Source organism: Stenotrophomonas sp. Steno-Z4, assembly GCF_056393145.1.
Window position 1 is genome coordinate 49386 of record NZ_JBWJPC010000008.1, and the last position, 17636, is coordinate 67021.

Annotated in this window: 18 protein-coding genes; 1 reads left to right on the forward strand and 17 read right to left on the reverse strand. The window is 67.5% G+C overall.

Annotated elements, in window-relative coordinates; translation table 11 throughout:
* Nucleotides 1–30: 30 nt before the first annotated feature.
* The 12 genes from AC06E7_RS17005 to ppsR form a co-directional block, all read right to left on the reverse strand.
* The gene (locus AC06E7_RS17005) at nt 31–2238 is read right to left on the reverse strand and encodes a PAS domain S-box protein (RefSeq protein ID WP_478065412.1); all 2208 of its coding nucleotides are present in this window, start codon (nt 2236–2238) and stop codon (nt 31–33) included.
* A 160-nt stretch (nt 2239–2398) separates the two neighbouring features.
* A complete protein-coding gene (locus tag AC06E7_RS17010; protein WP_478065413.1) occupies nt 2399–4765 on the reverse strand; it encodes a Tex family protein in 2367 nt (788 codons plus the stop codon).
* Nucleotides 4766–4876: 111 nt separating this feature from the next.
* Nucleotides 4877–5092 carry a hypothetical protein gene (locus AC06E7_RS17015; RefSeq protein WP_095362682.1) on the reverse strand — a complete coding sequence of 72 codons (216 nt, stop codon included), beginning with the start codon at nt 5090–5092 and terminating at the stop codon, nt 4877–4879.
* A 130-nt stretch (nt 5093–5222) separates the two neighbouring features.
* The gene (locus AC06E7_RS17020; RefSeq protein WP_083214167.1) at nt 5223–5675 is read right to left on the reverse strand and encodes a hypothetical protein; all 453 of its coding nucleotides are present in this window, start codon (nt 5673–5675) and stop codon (nt 5223–5225) included.
* Entirely contained in the window at nt 5672–5878 is a 207-nt protein-coding gene (locus AC06E7_RS17025) for a PspC domain-containing protein (protein ID WP_068852656.1), read from the reverse strand. The genes AC06E7_RS17020 and AC06E7_RS17025 overlap by 4 nt, the downstream gene beginning before the upstream one ends.
* Before the next feature lie 88 nt (nt 5879–5966).
* Complete coding sequence (locus AC06E7_RS17030) at nt 5967–6338, reverse strand: YfeK family protein (RefSeq protein ID WP_478065414.1); 372 nt, start codon at nt 6336–6338, stop codon at nt 5967–5969.
* On the reverse strand, nt 6338–7405 hold the full coding sequence (phaC, locus tag AC06E7_RS17035) for a class III poly(R)-hydroxyalkanoic acid synthase subunit PhaC (protein WP_478065415.1): 1068 nt from the start codon (nt 7403–7405) through the stop codon (nt 6338–6340). Before phaC ends, AC06E7_RS17030 begins: the two co-directional genes overlap by 1 nt.
* Complete coding sequence (phaE, locus tag AC06E7_RS17040) at nt 7402–8394, reverse strand: class III poly(R)-hydroxyalkanoic acid synthase subunit PhaE (protein WP_478065416.1); 993 nt, start codon at nt 8392–8394, stop codon at nt 7402–7404. The genes phaC and phaE overlap by 4 nt, the downstream gene beginning before the upstream one ends.
* Entirely contained in the window at nt 8391–9005 is a 615-nt protein-coding gene (locus AC06E7_RS17045; protein WP_068852670.1) for a CDP-alcohol phosphatidyltransferase family protein, read from the reverse strand. Before AC06E7_RS17045 ends, phaE begins: the two co-directional genes overlap by 4 nt.
* A 221-nt stretch (nt 9006–9226) precedes the next feature.
* Nucleotides 9227–9715, reverse strand: a complete 489-nt coding sequence (locus AC06E7_RS17050; RefSeq protein ID WP_249832643.1) for an NUDIX hydrolase — start codon at nt 9713–9715, stop codon at nt 9227–9229.
* Nucleotides 9716–9776: 61 nt separating this feature from the next.
* Nucleotides 9777–10289, reverse strand: coding sequence for a DUF1249 domain-containing protein (locus AC06E7_RS17055; protein WP_068852676.1), 513 nt, complete (start codon nt 10287–10289; stop codon nt 9777–9779).
* 86 nt (nt 10290–10375) lie between these two features.
* The gene (gene ppsR, locus AC06E7_RS17060) at nt 10376–11197 is read right to left on the reverse strand and encodes a posphoenolpyruvate synthetase regulatory kinase/phosphorylase PpsR (protein WP_068852678.1); all 822 of its coding nucleotides are present in this window, start codon (nt 11195–11197) and stop codon (nt 10376–10378) included.
* A gap of 144 nt (nt 11198–11341) precedes the next feature.
* Here ppsR and ppsA point away from each other — a divergent pair, with 144 nt between their 5' ends.
* A complete protein-coding gene (gene ppsA, locus AC06E7_RS17065; RefSeq protein WP_095362685.1) occupies nt 11342–13720 on the forward strand; it encodes a phosphoenolpyruvate synthase in 2379 nt (792 codons plus the stop codon).
* A gap of 68 nt (nt 13721–13788) precedes the next feature.
* On the opposite strand, the gene AC06E7_RS17070 is transcribed toward ppsA, so the two are convergent.
* From AC06E7_RS17070 to mntR, 5 genes are all read right to left on the reverse strand, one after another.
* Complete coding sequence (locus tag AC06E7_RS17070; RefSeq protein ID WP_217538673.1) at nt 13789–14901, reverse strand: alkene reductase; 1113 nt, start codon at nt 14899–14901, stop codon at nt 13789–13791.
* Between the two features lie 138 nt (nt 14902–15039).
* Nucleotides 15040–15909, reverse strand: a complete 870-nt coding sequence (locus AC06E7_RS17075; protein WP_478065417.1) for an EcsC family protein — start codon at nt 15907–15909, stop codon at nt 15040–15042.
* Between the two features lie 89 nt (nt 15910–15998).
* Nucleotides 15999–16571, reverse strand: coding sequence for an oligoribonuclease (gene orn, locus AC06E7_RS17080; protein ID WP_093535972.1), 573 nt, complete (start codon nt 16569–16571; stop codon nt 15999–16001).
* A gap of 66 nt (nt 16572–16637) precedes the next feature.
* Entirely contained in the window at nt 16638–17162 is a 525-nt protein-coding gene (tadA, locus tag AC06E7_RS17085) for a tRNA adenosine(34) deaminase TadA (protein WP_478065418.1), read from the reverse strand.
* Nucleotides 17155–17613, reverse strand: a complete 459-nt coding sequence (gene mntR, locus AC06E7_RS17090) for a manganese-binding transcriptional regulator MntR (protein WP_095362687.1) — start codon at nt 17611–17613, stop codon at nt 17155–17157. The genes tadA and mntR overlap by 8 nt, the downstream gene beginning before the upstream one ends.
* Nucleotides 17614–17636 lie beyond the last annotated feature (23 nt).

The following is a 17636-nucleotide window of genomic DNA, read 5'->3' on the forward strand; positions in this document are numbered from 1 at the left end:
ACGGTACTGGGACGTCAACCCTGAGCAGGTTCAGCCTGGGCCGCCTTCGCTGCTCTCGCCATCGAGTTCGGCGTCACCTACGTCCAGGGGGTCGGGGCCACCGTGCACGGGCGCCTCGACCTGAACGTTGTTCTTGCCCAGCGCCTTGGCCCGGTAGCACTGGGCGTCCGCTGCGGCGACCGCCGCATCCACGCTCATGTGGCCACCGATCGCGGCGATGCCGATGCTGGTGCCGACCACCAGGCGTCCCGCGCCCCATGGCACGCTGAGCGTGCGCACCGATTCCAGCAGGTCACTGGCGATGCGCCGCGCGCGCCGGAGCGAGCAGCCAGCCAGGATCACCGCGAATTCATCGCCGCCCAGCCGTGCCACGATGTCCGAATCGCGCACGCCATGCCGGAGCACGGTGGCGACCGCCCACAGCATGGCGTCTCCCGCCAGGTGGCCGTGGCTGTCATTGATCGGCTTGAAGTTGTCCAGGTCGATGAACATCAGCGAGGCCGACTGCCCGGTGCGGGCCACCCGGGTGATGGCCTCCTGCAGGTGCGCTTCGAAGCCGCGCCGGTTGCTCAGCTCGGTCAATGGGTCCACCTCGGCCAGGTGCCGGGCTTCGCGCTGGCGGGCACGCTGCTGGGTGACGTCACGAATCACCCACACCGCGCCACTCACCTGCCCGTCCTCGCCCTGCAGCCAGGCCCGGGTCAGGTCCACCGGCAGCAGTTGGGCCCCCACCGACAGCAGCAGGTCCGAATGCAGGTCCACCGCATTGCTTTCCGCGTCCAGCAGCACGGCCAGGTCCAGCGGCGAGCGCGGGGCGTACTCGGTGGTCAGCTCCATCACGTCCTGGACCTGGCTGCCGGTGACCGGCGCCGCGCCCTCGCCGGCGAGCGCGCGGGTGGCGGCCGCATTGGCGTACTGGATGTGCCCCGCCATATCCAGGGTAAGCACCATGTCCGCGACCGCATCGAGCGTCACCCGGGTGCGGTGCTCCGATTCGCGCAGCTGCTGGCCGCTGGAGCGCTGCACGGTGACGTCCTGGATCTGCGAGACGAAATGCAGTGGCTCGCCGTGCGGCGCACGCACCAGCGATACCGACAGCCGGCCCCAGACCACGTTGCCGCCCTTGCCCAGGTACCGCTTCTCCATGTGGTAGTGGTCGCGGCGACCGGCCAGCAGGTCACCCACCAGGGCCAGGTCGGCATGCAGGTCGTCGGGATGGGTCAGGGTCTGGAAATCAATCTCCAGCAGCTCGGCGCGCGTGTAGCCGAGAATGCCGCACAGCGCGTCGTTGACGTCCAGCCAGCGCCCTTCCAGCGACACCAGTGCCATGCCGAGCGCGGCCGATGAGAACGCACCGGCGAATTTCTCCGCCGCCAGATGGGCCTGCTCGCGCACTTCCAGCAGCGGGGTGATGTCCACCGCCATGCCGACGTAGCCCATGCGCTGGCCGCTGCCCGAATCCAGCGGACTGATCGACAGCCGCACCTGCCGGTGCTCGCCGTCCTTGCGCACGAAGGTCCACTGGTGCGACCAGGTGCCCTGCGCGGCGTGTGCGGTAAGCGCTTCGAACACCGTCGGCAGGCGCCCCTCGGCATCGGCCAGGGGCCGCAGGTAATCCTGCATTTCATGGATCTCATGGAACAGGCCCGGATTGACCTGGCCGATCACTTCTTCCGGCGTGTAGCCCAGCAGCTTCTGCGCACCGGTATTGAACAGGGTGACCACGCCATGGATGTCGGTGGCGATCACCGCTACCTCGTCGGACGCATCGACCACCGCCTGCAGGCGCTGGCGGGTGTCCGCCGCGTCTTCGCGTGCGTTCTGCAGGTCGCTGACATCGGCATGCGCGCCGGCCATGCGCAGTGGCCGGCCTTCGGCGTCCCGTTCGTAGACCCGCCCGCGGTCCTGTACCCAGATCCAGTGTCCCTGCTTGTGGCGCATGCGGCACAGGCTGTCGTAGTGCGGCGACCGTCCGTCCAGGTGCTCACGCAGCAGCGCATTGGATTGCGCCAGGTCATCGGGATGGACCAGCCGGGAGAAGGTCTGCGATGTGATCGGCGCCAGTTCCTCGCGGGTGTAGCCGACGATCTGCGCCCAGCGTTCGTTGACCCGCATGGCACCGGTCTGGCAGTTCCACTCCCAGGTACCCATCGCGGTGCCGTCGATGATCATTTCCAGCCGGCGGCGCTGTTCGATTGCCTCCTGCAGTGCGTCGGCCGGCGGCGGCATGGGTTTCATGCGCGCACGCCGACGGCGCCAGGGGTGGCGCCATCACACCGGCCTGGACCGCAGTATCCCGCGTGCTGATCTGTCATCTGGCCTCCCGCTCCCCGCCTAGCGTACCGGCATTCAACGGGAAACGGGATCAAGCCCTCGTCACGCCCACGCGGGGCGGGGCTCAGCCGCCGCGCTTGGCCCGCGCGAAAGCGTCGGCCAGGGCGTTGTTGGCCGGCGGCGCACCGCTGCCCGGGCGCGGCCCGGGGGCCGGGCCACGACCGCCAGGCCGCGCACCACCGCCGTCACGCCGACCGCCGCCGGCCGGGCGCGCATCGCGTTCGCCGGGCGCCTTGGCCGGGGCCGGGGTATCGTCCAGGCGCCGGGTCAGCGCGATGCGCTTGCGGGCCACATCGACCTCCAGCACCTTCACCTTGACGATGTCGCCGGCCTTGACCACGTCGCGCGGGTCTTTGACATAGGTGTCGGACAGGGCCGAAATGTGGATCAGGCCGTCCTGGTGCACGCCGATGTCCACGAACGCGCCGAACGCGGCGACGTTGCTGACCACGCCTTCCAGCACCATGCCAGGCTTGAGGTCCTTGATCTCTTCCACCCCCTCGGCAAAGCGCGCGGCCTTGAACTCCGGGCGCGGGTCGCGGCCGGGCTTCTCCAGTTCCTTGAGGATGTCGCGCACGGTCGGCACGCCGAAGGTGTCGTCGGTGAACTGTTCGGCCTTCAGGCCGCGCAGGAAGCTGCCATCACCGATCAGCGCCTTGATCGGGCGCGCGGTGGCGGCCACGATCCGCTCCACCACCGGGTACGCTTCCGGGTGCACCGAGGACGCATCCAGCGGCTGGTCGCCGTCGGCAATGCGCAGGAAGCCGGCACACTGTTCAAAGGTCTTGTCGCCCAGGCGCGGCACCTTGAGCAGGTCCTTGCGGCGCTTGAACGGACCGTTTTCGTCGCGGTGGCGCACGATGTTCTCGGCCACGGTCGAGGACAACCCCGACACCCGCGACAGCAGCGCGGCAGAAGCGGTGTTGACGTGCACGCCGACCGCGTTGACGCAGTCTTCCACGCGCGCATCCAGCGCGCGCGCCAGCCGGTACTGGTCCACGTCGTGCTGGTACTGGCCCACGCCAATCGCCTTGGGTTCGATCTTGACCAGCTCGGCCAGTGGATCCTGCAGGCGGCGGGCGATGGAGACCGCGCCACGGATCGACACGTCCAGGTCCGGGAATTCCTTCGCCGCGAACTCCGACGCCGAATACACCGAGGCGCCGGCTTCGCTGACCACGATCTTCTGCAGCTTGGCTTCGCCCAGCGCCTGGATCACTTCACCGGCGAGCTTGTCGGTTTCGCGGCTGGCGGTGCCGTTGCCGATCGCGATCAGTTCCACGTTGTGCTTCATGCACAGCTGTTTGATGGTCTGCAGCGATTGGTCCCACTGGCGGCGGGGTTCGTGGGGGTAGATGGTGTCGGTGGCCACCAGCTTGCCGGTGGCATCGACCACGGCGATCTTGCAGCCGGTGCGGATGCCCGGGTCCAGCCCGAGCACGGTCTTGGGACCGGCCGGCGCCGCCAGCAGCAGGTCCTTGAGGTTGTCACCGAACACGGCGATGGCCTCGGCCTCGGCCTTTTCACGGGCCTGGTTGAACAGGTCCAGCAGCAGGTGCATGTGCAGCTTGGCGCGCCAGGTCAGGCGGCAGGCGTCGAGCAGCCAGCGGTCGCCCGGGCGGCCGGCGTCGCGGATGCCGGCCTTGAACGCCACGCGGCCTTCGGCATACACGTGCCCGGCCTCGGCGTCGCTGCCCGGGTCCAGTTCCAGGAACAGGATGTCCTCGCGGCGTGCGCGGAACAGCGCCAGCAGGCGGTGCGAGGGAATCTTCGCCAGCCCCTCGGCGTGCTCGAAGTAGTCGCGATACTTGGCGCCCTGCTCTTCCTTGCCTTCGGCCACGCGCGCACGGATCACGCCGTGCTCGCCCAGCCAGGCGCGCAGCTCACCGACCAGCGCGGCGTCTTCGCCCCAGCGCTCCATCAGGATCGCGCGCGCGCCTTCCAGCGCGGCCTTGGGGTCGGCCACGCCCTTGTCGGCGTCGACGAAACCGGCCGCGAACACCTGCGGATCCAGGCCCGGGTCGGCCAGCAGGCCGTCGGCGAGCGGTTCCAGCCCGGCTTCGCGGGCGATCTGCGCGCGGGTGCGGCGCTTGGGCTTGTACGGCAGGTACAGATCCTCCAGGCGCGACTTGGTGTCCGCGCCGAGGATGTCGTTGCGCAGTTCGTCGCTGAGCTTGCCCTGTTCATCGATGCTGGCCAGCACCGCCGCGCGGCGCTCTTCCAGCTCACGCAGGTAGGTCAGCCGGCTTTCCAGGTTGCGCAGCTGGGTGTCGTCCAGGCCGCCGGTGACTTCCTTGCGGTAGCGGGCGATGAACGGAACGCTGGCACCTTCGTCGAGCAGGGCGATGGCGGCGTGCGCCTGGGCAGGCTGGGCACCGATTTCATCGGCGATGGTCTGGGCGATCTGCTGGGCGAGCTTGAGGTCTGGCATTGCGTCCGGCCGAAGCCACTATGCGGAAAACACCGATTGTGGCAACGCCGGGCGGCGGGGGAAACCCGTTGACATTCCCGAAAAATGCCCATGCCGACCAGCGGTCGGCATCTACCGGTAATGCTGGGCTGCGCGGACCCTGACCGCCTCATCCTGCAACGACTCCAGGGCCATCACCCGGACCCTGCCCAGGCCCTGCAGTTCCATGAAGCGCTCGGTGTAGATCTCAGGGCCGATGTCGGTATCGGCACGTGATTTGGTGAAGCCGTGGGGCACCAGGCCCTTGTCGCCATCCTTGCTACCACCGACATAAAGAACGATTGCCATGTGATGTGTTCCTCCAGAAACGTCATGCAGGTACTGCCGGCACAGCTTAGCGCGCCCAACCTGACTGGTGTGTCAGGAGGCTAATGACGTTTGTTTGCATGCAGATGACGTCGCGTTACCGGCGCATTGCTTACCGTTTTTTTAACGGCCACCAACCGTGACCGTGCAGCGCGTACAGATCCGCCGCCCGCTCGAACGGGTTCCGCGCGCTCACCCCACCGCACAGCAGGTAAACCGGCAGGTAGAACGGCCCCAGCACCAGGTACTGGTAGACATGCGCGCGTTCGTGGTCATGCAGGCCGATCACGGGCTCGGTGCAGTGTCCGGCCTGGTGCGCATAGGTGCGGCAGGGGATCTCCAGGCTGGCACCGGTGTGCAGGATCACGTTGCCCAAGGTGATCGCCCCGCCCGGCCCCCACGGGTACTCACGGAACACCAGCGCACAGTCGCGCCGGCTCCAGTACGGGCGCGCGCCGGCCAGCATGCCGGCCAGCCCGCCCAGCACGCCGATCAGGGTGTTGGGCGCGGTCCAGACCGCACCCAGCCCCTGCAGCGCGCGCAGCGCCGGTGGCGGCAGGCTCAATCGGCCTCGTTGGGGATCAGCAGCCACAGCACCAGGTACACCAGGATGCCCGGGAACGCCGCCGACGCCAGCGACACCAGCACGAACAGGACGCGCAGCAGGGTCGGGCTCCAGCCGAAACGGTGGGCGATGCCGCCCATCACCCCGGCAATCATGCGGTCGTTGAGCGAACGCGACAGCGTGCGGGGGGCGGTGGTGTTCATGGCGAGGTCCTCCAACGGTAATGGGGGAACGGTAGCGCAGCGGGTGTGTAGCCGATGCGTTTTGAATGGAGCGGCGGGCCGCCCCGGTTCAGCGCGGCTGGCGCAGCGCCTGCAGGCGCGCGCCGAACCACGCCGCCGCGGTCTGCTCGGGCTGGCCCGGGCAGGCAATCCGATACGACTTGCCGCTGATGCTGCTCTGGCTGGCGGCCCGCTCGATGAACTGCTCGGCGGTATCCACTTTGTCTTTTTTCAGCAGGTAATCGTACTTGCGCTGCAGGTGCGCACGCGCCTCGGCGGCATCGTGCCAGCTGCCGTTGCGCTGGAAGCGGCAGGACGAGCCGTCCAGCGCACCGATCAGGGCGCCAATCTCGCGGCGGGCCGCCTCGCTGGGCGCTGCCGACGCGCTGCCGGCGGTGGCGGCCAGCAGGATGGCCAGCAACGCGCTCTTTCGGATGTCCATCAGCTGCGCTCCGCCAGCCAGGCCGAAATGGTCCCCGGCACTTCGCGCTGGGCGCGGCCGGAGACGTAGATGCCGATATGGCCGCCGCGGAAGCTGCTTTCGGTGTAGTCGGTGCTGCCGATCCGCGCGCCCATCGCGCGCGAGGCATCCGGCGGCACCAGGTGATCCTGCTCGGCGTAGATGTTCAACACCGGCAGGGTGACCTGGCGCAGGTCGACATGCTCCTCGCCGATCGTCACCCCGTCACGCATCAGGCCGTTGCCCTGGTAGAACTGCTTGATGAAGTCACGGAAGGCCTCACCGGCCAGGTCGGGCGAATCGAAGATCCACTTCTCCATGCGCAGGAAGTCCTGCAGTGCGGCCTTGTCATCGAGGATGTCCAGCAACCCCACGTACTTCTGGATATTGAGCCGGAACGGCTTGAGCATCAGGTAACTGGCGTTCATCAGGTCGGCCGGGATGTTGCCCAGCGTGTCCACCAGCAGGTCCACGTCCACCTGCCGCGCCCAGTGCGAAAGCATGTTGTCCGGGGTATGGAAATCCACCGGGGTCACCATGGTGATCAGGTTGGCCAGTTTCGGCTGGCGCAGCGCGGCGTAGCACAGCGCGAACACGCCGCCCTGGCAGACGCCCAGCATGTTGACCGGTGCGCCGTCGTTGGCGGCGACCAGGTGGTCGACGGCGCCCTCGACATAGCGCAGCAGGTAGTCTTCCAGGGTCTGGTAGCGCTCGGAGCGGTCCGGGTAGCCCCAGTCCAGCACGTACACGTCGTGTCCCAGCGCCAGCAGGCGCTGGACCAGCGACCGGTCGGCCTGCAGGTCGACCATGTAGGGCCGATTGACCAGCGCGTACACGATCAGCAGCGGGGGGCGCTGCACCGGCGCCTGCTCACCGACGAAGCGGTACAGCGTGACCTTGCCGTCGCGCCAGACTTCCTCGCGCGCGGTGGCGCCGTAATCCACGTCCTCCACCGACGGCAGCAGCTTCAGGCCATCCATCAGCTTGCGCTGCATGGACAGCGTTTCCTGCAGCAGGTCTTCGGCATTGAAACCCAGCGGTCCTTTCATGGGGCTGCCTTGCGCGCACGCGGCTTGGGCGCGGCCTTCTTCGCGGGCTTTTTCGCAGGCTTCTTTGCCGGCGTGCCGGCAGCGGGCGACGGCGAGCGCTTGGTTGCCGCCGCCATGCGCCGCACCAGCCGTTCCAGTTCGGTGATGCGCCGATGCGCGGCATCCATCTCGGTGCGGGTCGGCAGACCGAACGCCTCGCTGATCCGCTCCACTTCCTGCTGCGCTGCGCCGCGCAGGCGCATCTGTGCGTTGCCCAGCGCGGCGTAGACCTGCTGGAACGGTTCGGACATCGCGACTTTGCCGTAGGCCTCCTCGGCCGCCTCGATCCACAGGTCGAACATCGCGCGTGCACTGGTCAGCTGGTTGCCCGGCTGCTCATGCTCGGCAAGGCGCTGCTCGAACAGGGTGAACGCGTCGTCCAGCGCCTGCTTGATCTGGTCCACGTAGTCACGGGCGTGGCCCTGGTACTCCTGCTGGGCGCGCAGCAGCGCCTGCCAGCGCGCCTGGTGTTCGCGACCGGGCCCGAACGCGGGGCTCTGCAACCACGGCCCGAGGTCCTGCTGCAGCCGTTCCAGCAGCGCCAGCAGATCCGGCCCACCGGCCTGGGTATGCCCGCGTGCGCCCTGCAGCATCCACTTGAGCAGGCCGTCGCCCTGCCCCTCCACCGCCTCGCGCCACGCCTGGGCGATATCGGCACTGCTGCTGTCCTGGCCGGCGAAACGCGCGGCCACCTGCTGCATGGTGCCGTACCAGCCGCCGGCCTGCTCGCGGAACCGGTGCACGGCATCCTCGGACTGGCGGTTGCCCGGGTTGGACATCAGCTGCGCCCAGCCCTCGATGGTCTGCTGCCAGGTGCCCGGCGCGGCGCCGGTGGTGTCGCCCCCGGGGGGGACCGCGGCGTGCCGCAGCGCATCGCCCCAGGCGCTGAAGTACTGCCGGGCCAGCGCCTCGAAGTCGCCTGCGTCGTGGCCGCCGCCGGCGGTACTCATGGCTTGGGAATGCGCAGGGTCTTGCTGATCATCAGCGACCCTGACAGCGCGAACAGCAGCACCAGCGGGTGCAGCTGCCACGGCCCGAGCTGCCAGCGGCCGAGCCACAGGTCATGGCCGATCGCGCCCATGCTGGCGGCAACGGCCAGCACCACCACCAGCGCCAGGCTGGTCGGAATGGGCGTGCCCTCGAAGTACGGCACCTTGTCGCCATCGCCGGCCAGCGCTTCGGCGGTCACGTTGTAGCGGGCCAGGCGGCTCACCCCGCAGCAGACGAAGTAGCTCAGGACCAGCCAGTCCCAGCCGCCCTGCATGCCACAGGCATAGGCCAGCGCGGCCGGCGCCACGCCGAAGGAGATCACGTCCGAGAGCGAGTCCAGCTCGCGGCCCAGGGTCGAGCTGGACTTGCGCCAGCGCGCGATCCGCCCGTCCAGCGCATCGAAGATGAAGGCCAGTGGGATCAGCGCCATGCCGAACAGCAGGTAGCTGCGCTCGCCGTCCTGCAGGTAGCGCATGGCCGCAAACACCGCACCGGTACCGCAGAACGCGTTGGCCAGGGTGAACCAGTCGGCCAGGTGGAACTCGCGCAGCATCGTGAAGTGACGTTTCATGGAAGCTCGGTGGGCGGCAATGCCGAAAGAGTACCGCGACCGGGCCGAACCGCGACAGCCTTCACGGTTGCCGACCTTCGCATCGTACTCACGCGATGCTGACCAGCGGCGAATTTTTAGCCACCCATCTTGACAGCCATGGGGGCTGGTCGCCGCCGCGCGTTATCCACAAACTTACGCACCGGTCATCCACACCCCCTGTGGATAAGCCGCGCCTATCGTCACAGCCGGGTGAACGACCAGGACTGCATCGTGCCGTCGCGGTACGGCATCACCCCATGGAACGGGCGCGGGTCCTCGTCGAACACCAGCGGCAGGAACTGGCGGTCGCCTTCCCATAATGGCAGGGTCTCCAGCTTGTCCACGTCCACCCACTCCAGGGTGCCTTCCGGGTTCGAGGTCAGGGGCGTGCCGGTAAAGTCGTCGATGACGAACACGAAGCCGAACCAGTCTTCGCCGTGCTTGCCGAACCCCGGCCAGCTGATCGTGCCGCGCATCCGCATGGTGCCGCACTCGATCCCGGCCTCCTCGAGGATCTCCCGGCGCATGCCGGCGGCCACGTCCTCGTCGCGCTCGACCTTGCCGCCCAGTCCGTTGTACTTGCCCAGGTGCTGGTCACCCGGCCGTGCGTTGCGGTGGATCATCAGGGCCTGGCGGCCATCGGGCGACAGCACGTAGCCCAGCGTGGCCACGATCGGGGTATAGGGCATGGAGGCAACGGCTCGCAGGACACAGTCGCCGATTATGCGCGATCCGCGCCGGGCCGGTCGCTCAGCCGGCCACCTGGGCGCGGCGGGTGTCGGCCGGGGCCGGCAGCGCGTCGTGGTCGCGGCGCAGGGTGGCCACGCCATGGCCGCGCTCGGCCAGGTATTCCAGCCACTTGCCCAGGAAGGTGTTCATGCGCATGCGGTGGCTGATCAGCTCGGCCGGCGGCGGGTACATGCCCACCACGTCCTGCCAGCGACGGCCCACGTAGCAATGGGTGGTCTCGGCCTGGCGCGCATCGCGGTACAGGCGCACATAGGCCGACGGGTCGGGCTGGCCCGTCACCGGGTCGGCGAAGTCGTAGGTCAGGCGCAGTTCGACCGTGTAGGGATGGCATTCGATGACATCAAGCCGCACATCCAGGCCATCCCCCACCGAGGACACGTAGCTGCCCGGTTCCAGCCCGGCCGGCTCGAACAGCCGCACCAGGTGGCGGTAATTCTCGGCATACAGGCCCATCAGCCAGCTCAGGCGGCTGAGCCTGGGAATGCGTTCGATGCGGGGTGATGCCTGGGCCATGTCTCGATCCTACACGTTGAAGAATCAAACGTGGGGACGCGCCCGCTGCGCCGGTAGGTCACGACCGTTGGTCGTGACGCCTTCCGTTAATACAGCTCGCGCTGCAGCCCCAGCGTGGTCAATACCTTGCTCGAGATCTCCTCGATCGAGGTATGGGTGGTGCTCAGGGTGGGAATGCGCTCCATCCGGAACATGGTCTCGGCCGCAGCGACCTCGCGCCGGCAGGTCTCCAGGTTGGCGTAGCGCGAGTTCGGGCGGCGCTCCTGGCGGATCTGCTGCAGCCGGTCCGGGTCGATGGTCAGCCCGAACAGCTTCTTGCGGTAGGGCCGCAGGCGGGCCGGCAGGCGGTCCTGCTCCAGGTCCTCGTCGGTCAGCGGGTAGTTGGCCGCACGCACCCCGTAATGCAGGGCCAGGTAGATGCAGGTCGGGGTCTTGCCGGCCCGCGACACCGCCACCAGGATCACGTCGGCATCGTCGTAGTTGATGGCGATGCCGTCGTCGTGGGTCAGCGCGAAGTTCATCGCGTTGATGCGGCGGTGGTAGGTCTCGAAGTCCACCATGCCGTGCGCCTGGCCCACCCGGGAATGGCGGTTCACGGCCAGTTCGCGCTCCAGCGGCTCGATGAAGGGGGCGAACACGTCGAGCATCAGCCCCCCGCTCTCGGCCAGGATCATGCTCAGCCCGCTGTCCACGCAGGAACTGACCACGATCGGCCGGACCTGGTAGCGCTCCCCCGCCGCGCGGATCCGTTCACAGGCTTCGCGGGCCTTTTCCGGATCGTCGATGAACGACATTCGATCGGTGATGAAGCTGAACCCGGAGAACTGGGTCAGGAGGCTATGCCCAATGGTTTCAGCGGTGATACCGGTTCCATCGGATACGTAAAACACCGGACGGATCGTCGACATGCGCCATTTACCCCCTCTGAAGCTTAAAAAGGCCGACGATACAAGCTTGTGCCGACGGCGGTATGCCCGGCATCATATCGGCTTCTTCCTACGGACGTGGCCATCCAAGCCCGCCTCGGGCGATGGCCAAACGGAGCATCGCGCTTGAACGAGAATATCCTGTGGTTGCACGAACTGCGCCTGGCCGACCTGGCCCGCGTAGGCGGCAAGAATTCGTCGCTGGGCGAAATGATCGGCAATCTTGCCGGTCTGGGGGTATCCGTCCCCGGCGGTTACGCAACCACCGCTGAAGCCTTCAAGGACTTCATCGCGCACAACGATCTGTCCAAGCGCATTTTCGACAAGCTGGCCACGCTGGACGTGGAAGATGTCGCCGCGCTCACCGCGGCCGGCAAGGAAATCCGCGGCTGGGTGATCGACGCGCCGCTGCAGCCGCAGCTGGACCAGGACATCCGCAGCGCCTACAGGCAGCTGTGCGACGAAAACGGCGGCGGCGACGTGGCCGTGGCGGTGCGCTCCTCGGCTACCGCCGAAGACCTGCCCGATGCCTCCTTCGCCGGCCAGCAGGAAACCTTCCTCAACGTCACCGGTGCCGACGATGTCGTGCACAAGGTCAAGGAAGTGTTCGCCTCGCTGTACAACGACCGTGCCATCGCCTACCGCGTGCACCACGGCTTCAAGCACGAAGACGTGTTCCTCTCTTCCGGCGTGCAGCTGATGGTGCGCTCGGGCGTGGGCTCGTCCGGCGTGCTGTTCACCCTGGACACCGAATCGGGCTTCCGCGACGTGGTCTTCGTGACCTCCAGCTTCGGCCTGGGCGAAATGGTCGTGCAGGGTGCGGTCAACCCCGACGAGTTCTACGTCTACAAGCCCACGCTCAATGCGGGCAAGCCGGCCATCCTGCGCCGCTCGCTGGGCAGCAAGGCGATCCGCATGGTGTATTCGGACGTGCCCGGTGAGCGCGTGCGCATCGAAGACACCCCGGTGGAGATCCGCAATACCTTCTCGATCAGCGACGAGGACGTGCAGGAGCTGTCGAAGCAGGCGCTGATCATCGAAAAGCATTACGGCCGCCCGATGGATATCGAGTGGGCCAAGGACGGAGTGAGCGGCAAGCTGTTCATCGTGCAGGCGCGCCCGGAAACGGTGAAGTCGCGTGGCCATGCCACCCAGATCGAGCGTTTCGCGCTGAACCAGAAGGATGGCAAGGTGCTGGCCGAAGGCCGCGCGGTGGGCGCCAAGATCGGTGCCGGCGTGGCCCGCGTGGTCAAGTCGCTGGAGGACATGGCGCGCGTGCAGCCGGGCGACGTGCTGATCGCCGACATGACCGACCCCGATTGGGAGCCGGTGATGAAGCGCGCTTCGGCGATCGTCACCAACCGCGGTGGCCGTACCTGCCACGCGGCGATCATCGCGCGTGAGCTGGGCGTTCCGGCCGTGGTCGGCTCGGGCAACGCCACCCAGGTGCTGCAGGATGGCCAGGAAGTGACGGTCAGCTGCGCCGAGGGCGACACCGGCTTCATCTATGAAGGCAAGCTGGACTTCGAGCGCACCACCACGGACCTGGGCAACATGCCGCCGGCGCCGCTGAAGATCATGATGAACGTGGCCAACCCGGAACGTGCCTTCGACTTCGGCCAGCTGCCGAACGCCGGCATCGGCCTGGCCCGCCTGGAGATGATCATTGCCAGCCACATCGGCATCCATCCCAACGCGCTGCTGGAATACGACCGCCAGGATGCGGCCACGAAGAAGAAGATCGACGAGAAGATCGCCGGTTACGCCGATCCGGTCAGCTTCTACGTCAACCGCCTGGCCGAAGGCATTGCCACGCTGACCGCGTCGGTGGCGCCGAACCCGGTGATCGTGCGCCTGTCGGACTTCAAGTCCAACGAGTACGCCAACCTGATCGGCGGCAGCGGCTACGAGCCGCACGAAGAGAACCCGATGATCGGCTTCCGCGGCGCCAGCCGCTATGTCGACCCGAGCTTCTCGGCCGCCTTCGCGCTGGAGTGCAAGGCCGTGCTGCGCGTGCGCAACGAGATGGGCCTGGACAACCTGTGGGTCATGATTCCGTTCGTGCGCACGCTGGAAGAAGGCCGCAAGGTCGTCGAGGTGCTGGAACAGAACGGCCTGAAGCAGGGCGAGAACGGCCTGAAGATCATCATGATGTGCGAGGTGCCGTCCAACGCGCTGCTCGCCGATGAGTTCCTGGAGATCTTCGACGGCTTCTCGATCGGTTCGAACGATCTGACCCAGCTGACGCTGGGCCTGGACCGCGATTCGTCGATCGTGGCGCACCTGTTCGACGAACGTAACCCGGCGGTGAAGAAGCTGCTGTCGATGGCGATCAAGTCGGCACGCGCCAAGGGCAAGTACGTGGGCATCTGCGGCCAGGGCCCGTCCGATCATCCGGACCTGGCCGAATGGCTGATGCAGGAAGGGATCGAGTCGGTGTCGCTGAACCCGGACACCGTGGTCGATACCTGGCTGCGGCTGGCCAAGCTCAAGGCCAAGGGCTGATAACGAAAAACCCCGCTTCGGCGGGGTTTTTTGTGTTCAGGCTCCGCGTTGACACGCGTGGCGTGTCACTACGCTTCGATTGTTTCGGCGCTGGGGTAATCGGTGAAACCGGCTTCGGCGCCGCCGAAGAACGTTGCCTTGTCCGGCGCGTTCAACTCCAGGCCGTGCTGCAGGCGCAGCGGCAGGTCGGGGTTGGCAATGAACGGACGGCCGAAGCCGATCAGGTCGGCCCAGCCCTTGGCCAGCGCTTCTTCGGCGCGCTCGACGGTGTACTTGCCGGCATAGATCAAGGTGCCGCGATAGATCATCCGCAGCGCTTCCTTGAACGCCACCGGCATCACCGGCGCGTCCTCCCAGTCCGCTTCGGCGATGTGCAGGTAGGCCACGCCGATGCTGTCCAGGATGTGCGCGGCGGCCAGGTAGGTGGCCTGCGGGGTGTCGTCCACGGCGCCCTGCAGGGTGGTCAGCGGGGCCAGGCGCACGCCGAGCCGGTCAGCGCCTACTTCGGCGGCGACCGCTTCGGCCACTTCGCGCAGGAAACGCAGGCGGTTCTGCAGCGAACCACCGTAGCCGTCGGTGCGCTGGTTGGCCTGCGAATCGATGAACTGGTTGATCAGGTACCCGTTGGCGCCATGCAGTTCAACGCCGTCGAAGCCGGCGTCGATGGCGCGGCGGGCGGCCAGCGCGTAGTCGCGCACGATCTGCGGGATTTCGCTGATGTCCAGGGCGCGCGGCATGGAGTGCTGGACCATCTCGCCTACCCCGCCCTGTGGGCCGGTGCCGGCGACGTCGACAAAGACCTTGACGCCTTCGGCCTGCAGGGCCGATGACGAAACCGGTGCGGCGCCGTTGGGCTGCAGGTCCACGTGCGAGACGCGGCCCACGTGCCAGAGCTGGGCGAAGATGCGGCCACCGGCGGCGTGCACGGCATCGGTCACGCCGCGCCAGCCGGCGACCTGGGCGTCATCGTGGATGCCGGGGGTCCAGGCGTAGCCCTGCCCCTGCGGGCTGATCTGGGTGCCCTCGCTGACGATCAGGCCGGCCGAGGCGCGCTGGGCGTAGTACTGGGCCATCAGCGGGGTGGCGACGTTGCCGCTGGCCGCGCGGGAGCGGGTCATCGGCGGCATGACGATGCGGTTGGGCAGGGTCAGCGGGCCGAGGCGGTAGGGGGTAAACAGCATGGGGGAGGTCCTTGGTAAACGACTGGCCCAAGGATGGGGACGACCCAACGCGGCAAAAAGCGCCATGGCGGCAAAACAGTTGTGCCGTGGGTGCAATGATCGAACGCCAGGACCGCCTGGGACACGCATGGCGTGTCGCTACGGGGTTTCGCCTGCGAGCTGGTTGTAGGCGGCGCGCACGGTTTCGTAGCCGTACTGCCTTTCCAGCCGGCGGACGATGAAGTGGCCGCGGGCCATGTCCTGGTAGTAGTCGGTGAACATGGTATTCAGCGTGGCACCGGCTACGGCGCCGATGATCGGCACCGCCTGGGCGGCAAACTTCTCGGTGACCACCACGCCAAAGCGGGCGGCGACCTTTTCAACGATCTTGGCCAGCCACTTGCCGGCTTCCTTCGGGGTCAGGCCGATCATCACGCCACCGCCGCCCACCGCAGCGCCGGCCAGCTCGGCCGACAGGTGGCGCATCACTTCGGCGGTGAAACCACGGGTGATGTAGTAGCCGGTCTCGCTGGCGTCGTCCTGGCCGGAGTTGCCGCCCAGCGCGAACACTTCCAGGCAGGCGTGGCGGGTGCCCATCTCGCTCAGGTCGAACCCCTCGCTGCGCGCGACGTCGGCGACCGAGCGCATCATGATCGTGGTCGACACCGGCAGCTCGAGGAACAGCGCGGTGAAGCCGAACGCGCCGCCCAGCGCACCAGTGGTGGCGGCCGCCAGCTTGTGCCAGCGCGTGGATGCGGCCTTGCCCGGGGTGTTGTCCATGCTCCACAACGCCGCCTGCGCCGACTTGAACAGCGCCGCCTCGACCGCCCCGTGGATGCGCCGCGACACCGACTGCGGCAGCTTCTTGACCGCGAACTCCAGCGGCGAACCGATCAGGTTGGCCATCTTGGCGGTGAGCGTGGGCGATTCCAGCAGGCCCACCGCCCGCTGCAGGTCAGCCCAGTCCTGCGAGGTCGGCAGGATCTGTGCTTCCAGCGGCGGCGGTACGATACGGACAATATGGCTCATGCCCGGATCATACCGCCCGCAGATTGAATGAAGCACGACGGCAGCCCCGGCCGTTGGCCGGACCACGGGGACGTGAAACGTTCAGGAGGTCAGGCGACCGGCAGGCCGGACAGCGCTCCCATGAACTGCCGGTAATGGCGCAGTTCGGCGATGGAATCATGCACGTCGCTCAGCGCCGTATGGCTGGAGGTCTTGCCCACGCCGGCGGCCACCGTCGGTGCCCAGCGCCGGGCCAGCTCCTTCACCGTGGACACGTCCAGGTTGCGGTAGTGGAAGTACTTCTCCAGGCGCGGCATTTCACGGTGCAGGAAACGGCGGTCCTGGCAGATCGAGTTGCCGCACATCGGCGAGGCGCCGGCCTTGATCCACTGCGCCAGGAAATTCACCGTCTGCGCTTCGGCCTGCGCCAGGGTCACCTGGCTGTCGACCACGCGCTGCCACAGCCCGGAACGGCGGTGCTGGTTGCGGTTCCATTCGTCCATGGCTTCCAGGCGCTCCACCGGGTGGTGGATGGCGAACTCCGGGCCCTCGGCCAGCACGTTCAACTGCGCATCGGTGACGACGGTGGCGATCTCGATGATCGAATCGTTGTCGGTATCCAGACCGGTCATTTCCAGGTCGATCCAGATCAGTCGTTCGCCTTCGGCGCCGTTGTCCGCCATGTCATGCCCTTGTGCAGAGTGTAATGCGACATGATAGCGCCTTCGCGGCGTGGCCCTGCCGTAAAATCATTCCAGCAGCAGCGGCGGTTTGCCGCGTTTGGCCCGGAAATAATTGGTCAGCCGCGTGCTGGCTTCCTTGGCGAGCACCCCGCCGTGCAGTTCCACGCGGTGGTTGTGGCGCGCATCGCCGAGCAGGTCGAACACGCTGCCGCAGGCCCCGGTCTTGGGATCGGTGGCCGCATACACCAGCCGCGCCACCCGCGCATGCACCACTGCCATCGCGCACATCGCGCACGGCTCCAGCGTCACGTACAGGGTGCTGCCCAGCAGGCGATGGTTGGCCAGTGCCCTGCCCGCCTGGCGCATCGCCACGATCTCGGCGTGGGCGCTGGGGTCGTGGTCGGCGATGTTGAGGTTCCAGCCTTCACCCAGCAGCGTGCCATCGGAACCCACCAGCACCGCACCGACCGGGATCTCGTTGAACTCGCGCTCGGCGCGTGCAGCCAGGCCCAATGCGTGCTGCATCCAGTATTCGTCCTGGTCGTGCACCGGCACGCCCAGCGGCGGAGGCGGCGGCAGGCGCTCAACCACGGCCGTCGGCCTTGCGCAGGAATGCGTCGAAGGCCGCCAGGGTGGCCTCGCTGACATGGTGTTCGATCCCTTCGGCATCGCGTCGGGCCGAATCGGCATCCACGCCCAGCGCCAGCAGGAAACGCTCCACGGTCTGGTGGCGGGCGCGCATTTCCACCGCCAGCTGCTCGCCGGCCGGGGTCAGGAACACGCCCCGGTACGGCCGCTGGATCGCCCAGCCTTCCTTGACCAGGCGCTTGAGCGCCTTGGCCACCGTGGGCTGGGCAACGCCCAGGCGGGTGGCGATGTCCACCTGGCGTGCCTCGCGGCCATCGGCGATCAGGTCCGCGATCAGCTCCACGTAGTCTTCGACCAGCTCCGAGCGGCGCGCCTCACGCACCTGTACGAACCCCTCCACGTGCACCTGGGCATCGATCAGCGGGGTGGATGTCTTGGCTCGAGAAGGCGACATGCCCCCAGTTTACCGTAGTGACG

Bases quoted from the DNA above. Each gene is read 5' to 3' on its own strand.
- AC06E7_RS17005 (WP_478065412.1), bottom strand. From the start codon at position 2,238: ATGAAACCCATGCCGCCGCCGGCCGACGCACTGCAGGAGGCAATCGAA.
- AC06E7_RS17010 (WP_478065413.1), bottom strand. From the start codon at position 4,765: ATGCCAGACCTCAAGCTCGCCCAGCAGATCGCCCAGACCATCGCCGAT.
- AC06E7_RS17015 (WP_095362682.1), bottom strand. From the start codon at position 5,092: ATGGCAATCGTTCTTTATGTCGGTGGTAGCAAGGATGGCGACAAGGGC.
- AC06E7_RS17025 (WP_068852656.1), bottom strand. From the start codon at position 5,878: ATGAACACCACCGCCCCCCGCACGCTGTCGCGTTCGCTCAACGACCGC.
- AC06E7_RS17030 (WP_478065414.1), bottom strand. From the start codon at position 6,338: ATGGACATCCGAAAGAGCGCGTTGCTGGCCATCCTGCTGGCCGCCACC.
- phaC (WP_478065415.1), bottom strand. From the start codon at position 7,405: ATGAAAGGACCGCTGGGTTTCAATGCCGAAGACCTGCTGCAGGAAACG.
- phaE (WP_478065416.1), bottom strand. From the start codon at position 8,394: ATGAGTACCGCCGGCGGCGGCCACGACGCAGGCGACTTCGAGGCGCTG.
- AC06E7_RS17045 (WP_068852670.1), bottom strand. From the start codon at position 9,005: ATGAAACGTCACTTCACGATGCTGCGCGAGTTCCACCTGGCCGACTGG.
- AC06E7_RS17050 (WP_249832643.1), bottom strand. From the start codon at position 9,715: ATGCCCTATACCCCGATCGTGGCCACGCTGGGCTACGTGCTGTCGCCC.
- AC06E7_RS17055 (WP_068852676.1), bottom strand. From the start codon at position 10,289: ATGGCCCAGGCATCACCCCGCATCGAACGCATTCCCAGGCTCAGCCGC.
- ppsR (WP_068852678.1), bottom strand. From the start codon at position 11,197: ATGTCGACGATCCGTCCGGTGTTTTACGTATCCGATGGAACCGGTATC.
- AC06E7_RS17070 (WP_217538673.1), bottom strand. From the start codon at position 14,901: ATGCTGTTTACCCCCTACCGCCTCGGCCCGCTGACCCTGCCCAACCGC.
- AC06E7_RS17075 (WP_478065417.1), bottom strand. From the start codon at position 15,909: ATGAGCCATATTGTCCGTATCGTACCGCCGCCGCTGGAAGCACAGATC.
- orn (WP_093535972.1), bottom strand. From the start codon at position 16,571: ATGGCGGACAACGGCGCCGAAGGCGAACGACTGATCTGGATCGACCTG.
- mntR (WP_095362687.1), bottom strand. From the start codon at position 17,613: ATGTCGCCTTCTCGAGCCAAGACATCCACCCCGCTGATCGATGCCCAG.